This window comes from Nostoc sp. PA-18-2419, assembly GCF_005869855.1.
In the GTDB taxonomy this organism is placed as follows: Bacteria; Cyanobacteriota; Cyanobacteriia; order Cyanobacteriales; family Nostocaceae; genus Nostoc.
In genome coordinates this window covers 20,187-28,683 of sequence record NZ_SZNH01000053.1, presented here as the reverse complement: position 1 = coordinate 28,683, position 8,497 = coordinate 20,187, and the positions used below count along the sequence as shown (strand labels likewise).

Here is an 8,497-nt window from a genome sequence, read left to right as displayed (position 1 = left end):
CAATGGATTGTAATGTATTTGCTTCCCCCAAGCGAGAACCAGTATCGCGGAAGAATTGCAAAGCAGTTTCGTAGCGTTGTAAAGCTTGTTCGCGTCGGTCAAGAAACTGCAAAACATCGCCAATGGCTTTTAGTGTATTTGCTTCCCCCAAGCGAACGCCGATATCGCGGTAGAATTGCAAAGCAGTTTCGTAGCGTTGTAAAGCTTGTTCACTGCGTTTGAGAAACTGCAAAACATCGCCAATGGCTTTTAGTGTATTTGCTTCCCCCAAGCGAACGCCGATATCGCGGTAGAATTGCAAAGCAGTTTCGTAGCGTTGTAAAGCTTGTTCGCGTCGGTCAAGAAACTGCAAAACATCGCCAATAGCTTTTAGTGTATTTGCTTCCCCCAAGCGATCGCCGATATCGCGGTAGAATTGCAAAGCCGTTTCGTAGCATTGTAAAGCTTCTTCACGTCGGTCAAGAAACTGCAAAACATCGCCATAAACTTGGAGTAAATCACTGTAGGATTTTAATTCATCTCGATTTTCTGGCTGTTGCCACTGTTGATATAAACGTTCGTATAATGTTAGGCGCACTGAGTAATAATAATTTCTTCTTAAAAACTCGTCGCAGTCATCGCGATTATTTTCAGGATAAAAAACGCTAGCAAAAGCTTGAAGATATTCCCCAAGTTCGCAGTGATGATGAAATATTTCTAGATATTCTGCGACTTCATCGAGTTTATCTGTGGTCAATTCTGGCTTTCGGTGTTGTTCGTAGTAGGCGATGGCGTATTGATGCGCTGCTGGCGAACAAAACTTTTGTAAATAGCTTTGAATTAACGGTTGAAAAGAAAACTTCCACACCCCTTGCTGTTTCTTCTCTTGTAACAGAGAACGTTTTGCTAATTGTCGCAGTTGTAATTCTACTTCCCTTTCGTTGGTGGGGTTGTCGCCAGACATGGCCATTGCTGCTGAACAGTCAAAGGGTAAGCGATACACACTTAAATCCTGCAACCAAGTTTTTAATCTCGCTTCTAAACGCCCAAGACTAGCATCTAAAATTTTAGCAATACTCGCTTGTGGGTCATCTCGGTGCAAACCTAATATCTGAAAAATATCTTGTTGCAAAACACTAATATCTGCTGCTTCTCCTTCCTCAGCTTTTAGCAAACCCGCTACCAGCTTTAGCAACAAAGGATGTCCATCTACACGATGCACAAATCCTTCTAAGTTCTCATTTAAACCTTGAATTTCCAAAGCTTCTAACAACGCCACACCTGCATCTGTGTCCAGTCCACGCAGGGGTAACCAACGACTTTGGTTGAGAGTATTGTTTGGTAGCGTCAGCTGTTCGCGGCTTGTCAGTAAAATTTTACTTTCACTGCGAGAACCGAACCAACGCACCCAAAATTGAGCATAAACTTCATCCCGCCATTGTCCATCATCTTGCAGCAAAGTTTCCAGGTTATCCAAAACCAGCAAATATTTTTCTGTTTGCAAACAATCACAAACTGCAACTAATAAATCTTCTGGTTTTTCCGGTGCTGGTTTCTCCAACTTATCCAGCAGCCAGCGTCCCCAAACTGCAAAAGGATAAGCATCACTAAAAGTTACCCAAAGTTGTTGGGGAAAATCAGCCGCTACAGTTTCACATAATTTTGCAACCAACGCCGACTTCCCATAACCACCCGCAGCCGTCACACCAATTAAACGCACGTTGTCTTCTTGTAACCATTGCTGCATTTGCTCAAGTTCCTCACTGCGTCCTTGCCAATTGCTAGTATCAGGACGCAGTGAGTTAATAACCGGACTAGAAGCATTTAACTTAGTCCGTTGCCCTACGGACGACTTTAGTCAAGGCTGTGGCGGATTGCCATAGTAGTTGTTATTAGTTACATTACCAAATTGATTTGTATTGTCAGCACCCGTCTTGGTTTGATAATTCTGTCCGCCATAGTTGTACTGATTCTGACTGCTGTTATCTTCCACGCGATGAATATTGATTTCATCAGCAATTTTTTGCACATCTGTAGCAAAATTAGCATCGGCTTGCATCTCATCCAAAAGATAAACCGCGACTCGCTGTAACGCGTCCTGGTTACCTCGTTCAACATCGGCTAAAGCATTGCTAGCGCCAGCATTACCGCTGAGTTTTTTGCGAATCTTCTGATACAATTCGTCAATCTTCTTCAGTCCCGCCTCAGTAAACTTCTCGCCTAACTTACCCACACCCGACTCAAAAAATTTGTTAAAGGCAACTTTGGCGATCGCTTGTGCTGCTGCTAAGGTAATGAGGTCAGCCATATCTGTAGAATTCCTCAATCACTAATTAATGCTTATAAGTGTTTATACGGCTGATTACAGTATAGCTATTTTGCACCTCACACCAGATTTTCAATATTTTTGCAACAAATAAACTAGCTGTGAGTTAGCACACTTATGCATACATGCCGCTCCTCACGCTCAGTGTGCGCTAATCTAGCAGAAGCTTGGAGGAAACGAAAATATAAAGCTGCTTTTATTGCCAAATTGAATGATTGTGTTCGCGAAGCGTGTTGCAGACAGGCAGAGGCAGCAAAAACTCAAGTTTGGTTAAAGTTTGCTGTGAAATGTCAATATCTCACAGTCGAACAAGGAAGAGAACTCTACGTTCCTTACAATCAAATCCTTAGTCGGTTAGTCAAGATGATTAGCCACCCAAATGATTGGTTACTCTAACCTCTCACACTCCCCACACTCCCCACACTCCCCACGCCCATTCCCCAATTCCCAATCTCTTTTGTCCCACCATTTGGTAAGTTAATACATAGTCTGAAACAATAGCAATTATTGCAAGAGGGGATCTACGTTGAGTCACCATCCAGATGCAATTGCCCCCCACGGTGGACAGTTGGTTAACCGTATCGCCACGCCAGAACAAAGAGAGGAATTTCTCTCCAAAGCTGAGTTTTTGCCGCGAGTGCAACTTGACGATCGCGCCGTTTCCGATTTAGAAATGATAGCGATCGGTGGTTTTAGTCCACTCACGGGTTTTATGAACCAGGAAGACTACGATCGCACTGTCACAGAAATGCGATTAGCTAACGGTGTTGTGTGGTCAATCCCAATTACACTATCGGTAGCCGAAGAAATAGCTTCTCCTCTCAAAGAAGGTAGCTTGATTCGCTTAGATAACCCCGCAGGGCGGTTTATCGGAGTTTTGCAACTCACGCAAAAATATCACTACGACAAATGCCGCGAGGCAATAAATATTTACCGCACTGAGGATGCCAATCATCCTGGCGTGCAAGTACTTTATAACCAAGGTGCAGTACATCTGGCTGGGGATATCTGGCTACTGCAACGCGAAGCCCATCCCCAGTTTCCCACTTACCAAATCGACCCCGCAGCCTCACGGCAAATATTTAACGAAAATGGCTGGAAAACCATTGTCGGTTTTCAAACTCGCAACCCCATTCACCGCGCCCACGAATACATCCAAAAGTGCGCCTTAGAAACAGTAGATGCTCTATTTTTGCATCCATTGGTCGGGGCAACGAAAGATGATGATATTGCCGCCGACGTGCGGATGCGCTGTTATGAAATTTTGCTAGAACACTACTACCCCCACGACCGGGTAATTTTGGCAATTAATCCCGCAGCCATGCGTTATGCTGGCCCTCGTGAAGCAATATTCCATGCTTTAGTCCGCAAAAACTACGGCTGTACTCACTTTATCGTCGGCCGGGATCATGCTGGCGTTGGTGATTATTATGGCACTTATGATGCTCAATACATCTTTGATGAATTTGAGCCAAGTGAATTAGGCATTGTGCCGATGAAATTTGAACACGCCTTCTACTGTATGCGTACCAAACAGATGGCAACGACTAAAACCAGTCCCAGCAAGCCAGAAGAACGCATTCACCTATCGGGAACCAAAGTTAGGGAAATGCTGCGACGCGGTGAGTTACCTCCACCAGAATTTTCCCGTCCAGAAGTCGCCACAGAATTGGCGCGAGCAATGCAAATACAAGTGGCGGTTTAGGGCATTGGGCATGGAAAAGGCAAGGGAGCAGGGAGCAGAAGAAGGGGAAAAAGAAGGGGGTAGGGAGGAGGAATTAGTTAAGATTGAAGATTGCTAGAGAGCTTATTTCTTCATCTTCCACTACACCCCCACCCCCCACCCCCTGTCTTGACAGAGGTTTTAGGACTTCCCGTGAAAAGTCAGCTGCCTCCCCACTTCCCCTTTACACCACAGACCTCAAACCTTTAAGCTGCTAGCTGGTAGGCTGAGAACTGGGAGCTAATTATGAAACGGCGCACGTTTTTTAATAGAATTGGCTCAATACTTGCGGTATTGGGATTAACTGAAGCTGAGTGGTTGACCTTGGGAAATCGCTATTACTCTGCTTTGGCACAACCTAGTCGGCGCAAATTGGCACTATTAATCGGTATTAATCATTACCCACAAATTTCTGCCCTCAGTGGTTGTCTCACTGATGTGGAACTTCAAAGGGAACTTTTGATGCATCGCTTTGGTTTCCAAAGGTCAGATATTTTAACCTTAACTGAGGAACAAGCTAGCAGGGAATTCATTGAGACGGCTTTTTCAGATCACTTGGGCAAGCAAGCTCAAGCTGGCGATTTAGTTGTGTTCCATTTTAGCGGCTATGGCAGTCGTGTCAATTTGGAAACGTCGGCAGATGCAATGCAAAATGCTCTGGTAGCAGCGAATAATAGCCAAAATACACAAAATAAAAAAATAGTCAATTATTTATTAGAAGAAACTTTACTACTATTATTASGATCGCTCCCCAGCAAGCAAGTCACAGCAGTATTAGATACTAGTTATTATGTTCCGAGTTCAGCGATCGGATTAAAAATTCGCGCCCTCCAGGAGTCGCCAGAAGCGAAGCTGGTAACAGAGGAATTGGATTTTCTCAAACAACTGAAAACTCAAAAAACACTCAGCACTCCTGTTGTCTTAACAGCTACTTCCAACTCGAAGCAGTCAGCTAGGGAAGGATTTTTTTCTGGTTTTAGTGCTGGATTATTTACTTACGCCTTAACCCAGTATTTATGGGAAGCTACCGCAAGCACGAAAATTCAAATTGCTCTTTCCCGTGTAGAAAATTCTCTGTACAAATTGGGTAGTAAACAGCAACCAAAGTTATTAAGTACACAGAATCAACCGCAAGCATTACTACTTGATAATTTGCTCCCAGACAGCAGTAGTGGTGGAGAGGGCGCAGTCACAGACATTGAAGAAGACGGCAAAACAGTGCAATTGTGGTTAGGAGGATTACCTCCCCAAGTGCTGCCATACTACGGAGTTAATTCTCGATTGACTCTACCAACCACAGAGCAATTGATATTGCGATCGCGCAGTGGATTAACAGCAAAAGCCCAAATTGCCAAAATAGAAGGTGCAACCCCCGTGCAAGTCGGGCAACTTGTGCAAGAAGCAGTCCGGGTTTTACCAAAAAATATTAATTTAATCATTGCTCTGGATACTCGACTCGAAAGAATCGAACGCGTAGATGCTACAAGTGGCTTTGCTGCTATCGCTCACATGTCCATCGCCGCAGGAGAACAACCAGCTGATTATATATTTGGTAAGCTCCAGCAAACACCTAGTCGTTACGGATTATTTACTCTCGATGGCGAATTAATTCCTAACACTGGCGGCGAAGTTGGCGAAGCAGTAAAAGTGGCAGTACTGCGCTTAGCGCCGAAATTATCTACCTTGCTAGCTGCCAAATTATGGCGACTCACAGAAAATGAAGGTTCCTCCCGCCTAGCAATCAAAGCAACCCTAGAGATGATTAGCGATAACTCATCTCAGGTGTTGATGCAACGCCAAACACAGCGAATGACTTCAGAATCACTTCGCACAGACGCGATTAATCGCGTCTCTACCCAATCTCCAGTTTCCACTCCCACTGTTCCTATTGGTAGCCAGATGCAATATCGGCTGCAAAATCAAAGCGATCGCCCAGTATATCTAATCTTGCTAGGATTAAAAAATAATCAGACAGCATTTGGCTTCTACTCTTGGGACACCTCCTCAGAAGCAAACGCCACCGACACCAAGCCCCTGTTCAAAGAAGTTGTCATCACCCCAGGCCAAACCCTCACCTTACCCCAAACTAATGACGATTCTGAGTGGGTGATTCCAGGCACAACCTTCTTTTCCGAACAACAACTAATTTTTAGTACTGTTCCCTTCAGTGCAACTCTCGCCGTCTTAAACACCGCCAAGTATCCCACACCCGAACAGCAATCAATCGCCCCATTATTGAATTCTTTATATGTAGTCCAAGCTTTGCTACTAGATTTGCATAACGCTAGCGCCATTAAAACTGAGAGTAACACTACAACAGCTGATTTATATATTTTGGATGTGAATAATTGGGCAAGTTTTAGCTTTAATTTTCAAGTTGTGTAATCAAACGAGGGCAAAAACAATAAGTGCCTGCTATACTCTAACCCATYTCAACACTTTTGGGTCTTTATCATAGCGGTAGGTAAAGCCGTCCGTAGTAGTGATAGACTCACCTTTACTTGCTTTACTTCTGATAGTTTTAATAGAATAAGAAGTCAATTCAGTGATTTCCTTATGAGAAAGTCCTTCAATTGTAGTTTTTTGAGTCAATATTTCTGATTTATTTAGGGATTCCTTATTAGGCAAACTGTCTATAGTAATGCGAGTATTTTCAGTAGAGTTCTGGATAATTGTTTTTTGATTTTGATAATCTTGCACAGTCAAAAGTTGCCAACTGGAATCTTGTGAAAGTTCCAGAACCCATTGATGATAATTAAATAAACTTTCCCTATGCCCAACACTTATAAAAGTTGTTTTTGTCTGTTGTAACTGTTGATATAAACTTGCTTCATTTCTTAAATCCAAAGCACTTGTTGCTTCATCTAATATGGTGAACCTTGGATGAGTAACTAACAGGCGTGCAAAAGCGAGGCGTTGTTGCTCTCCCAAGGACAATATATTCTCCCAAGGAACTTCAGTATCAAAGCCTTCAACTCGACTTAACAAGTTTTGCAGGTTTACTTGTTGCAAAACTTCTTTGAGTTCTGCCTCGGTCATTTGACGATTAGTTTTGGGATAAAGTAATTGTTCGCGCAAAGTTCCCAAAATGATATATGGACGCTGGGGTAGGAATAAGACTTCTTTTAGAGGAGGACGCACTAGACGACCTGTTCCTGCGTTCCACAAACCAGCGATCGCTCTCAATAGAGAACTCTTACCTCGACCACTTGGCCCTACAATTAATAAACCTTCTCCAGGCTGAACGGCGAGTGACAAGTTTTCGACGATTACCTGCTCATAGTTTGGCGTTTGTAAGGTGACATGCTCAAAAGCGAAATGATTCTCTTCAATTGTTTTAATAGTACTGACATTCTCTAGTTGTTTAGTTACTGCTTCTAACGCATCTGAGAACTCAGATAAACGCTCAACATAACTAGAAAATCTTCCAGAAATGCCAAATTCAGCTATTAATTCTTCCACAGCACCAGCAAAAAAATAGCAAGCTGTAGTAGCTTGTCCAATTTCTCCAAAATCAATATCACCTCTAATAAATAAAGGTGCGAGTACTAAAAGCGTGAAAAATTCGATAGCAGCACGGTATCCTCTGTTAAAAATTGCCTGATTTCTCTCCCAATTCACTTTATGTTTAGCATTCTTTATAAGATTAATAAATCGCCTTCCAATTATATTGAGTTCCTGTCCTTCTCCTTGAAAAAAAGCTATCGACTCAGCGTGATTGCGAACATGAGTTAGAGAATAACTATAATCTGCTTTAGATTCGAGTTCTGCCTGATTAATTTTAATCAACTCTTGATTTAAATAAATAGCAATCAAGTTGCCTATAATTGTATAGCCAAGCAGAGCAATAGCTACTTGTTGGGAAATTGACCAGACAATTATTAAAAAAGTTGTCATTTCCAGGATTTTTTCTAGGAAAATAGCTGAAAAACTTAATGCACTACTAGTGATCGGTTCAATTTCTTGAGATAAACGTTGATCTGGATTATCAATATTGGCTTGAAAATTGATTTTATAATAAGCCCGTTTATGTAAATATTTATTTAAAATGTGATTATTGAGCCATTGATACCAATCAAGAGCAATTTGTTTCCTAATAAATTTAGAAAATCCTACTAAAAGCGTTATTAAGACAAGTCCAACAGCATAAATTGATATAGTATAAGTGAATTTAGAATAATCTTTTTCTTGAATAATGACATCGATTAAATAGCGATGAATAAAACTATTAAAAGTATTTGCACCTACAAGGAAGATTATTAGCAATATTAGGAGAATAAGCATTCCCCAAGCACGAATAACGTCTGAGAATGCTCTTTCCCCTGGCTTTGTTGGATACCAGTAAGGACCTGCGATCGCCTTTACATCTTTCCAGAATTGAATAAAATCTGAAAAAGCATTAGTTGAGGGTTTAGCTTGAACAACTTGGGTTGGCATATTGAAGTTTGACTCCCAGTTCAGGGTGTTGA

General features: G+C 42.2%; 5 protein-coding genes and 1 pseudogene. 3 read left to right on the top strand and 3 right to left on the bottom strand.

Annotated elements, in window-relative coordinates; all coding sequences use genetic code 11:
• Both FCR06_RS29555 and FCR06_RS29550 read right to left on the bottom strand, forming a co-directional pair.
• On the bottom strand, positions 1–1,726 hold a 1,726-nt coding region (locus FCR06_RS29555), incomplete at its 3' end, for a tetratricopeptide repeat protein (protein WP_138506162.1).
• A gap of 111 nt (positions 1,727–1,837) precedes the next feature.
• Positions 1,838–2,287 carry a hypothetical protein gene (locus FCR06_RS29550; RefSeq protein ID WP_138506160.1) on the bottom strand — a complete coding sequence of 150 codons (450 nt, stop codon included), beginning with the start codon at positions 2,285–2,287 and terminating at the stop codon, positions 1,838–1,840.
• Positions 2,288–2,434: 147 nt separating this feature from the next.
• Between FCR06_RS29550 and FCR06_RS29545 the strand changes: the two are divergent.
• The 3 genes and pseudogenes from FCR06_RS29545 to FCR06_RS29535 form a co-directional block, all read left to right on the top strand.
• Positions 2,435–2,701, top strand: a pseudogene (locus FCR06_RS29545) (four helix bundle protein); the annotation flags it as partial.
• A 130-nt stretch (positions 2,702–2,831) separates the two neighbouring features.
• Positions 2,832–4,010 carry a sulfate adenylyltransferase gene (gene sat, locus FCR06_RS29540; protein WP_138506156.1) on the top strand — a complete coding sequence of 393 codons (1,179 nt, stop codon included), beginning with the start codon at positions 2,832–2,834 and terminating at the stop codon, positions 4,008–4,010.
• 264 nt (positions 4,011–4,274) lie between these two features.
• On the top strand, positions 4,275–6,413 hold the full coding sequence (locus FCR06_RS29535; RefSeq protein WP_138506154.1) for a caspase family protein: 2,139 nt from the start codon (positions 4,275–4,277) through the stop codon (positions 6,411–6,413).
• A gap of 30 nt (positions 6,414–6,443) precedes the next feature.
• On the opposite strand, the gene FCR06_RS29530 is transcribed toward FCR06_RS29535, so the two are convergent.
• Complete coding sequence (locus FCR06_RS29530) at positions 6,444–8,465, bottom strand: ABC transporter ATP-binding protein/permease (RefSeq protein ID WP_138506152.1); 2,022 nt, start codon at positions 8,463–8,465, stop codon at positions 6,444–6,446.
• Between the last annotated feature and the right edge of the window lie 32 nt (positions 8,466–8,497).

What these genes read in the sequence shown, in the direction of transcription:
- FCR06_RS29550 (WP_138506160.1), bottom strand. Translation starts at nt 2,287, where the DNA reads ATGGCTGACCTCATTACCTTAGCAGCAGCACAAGCGATCGCCAAAGTT.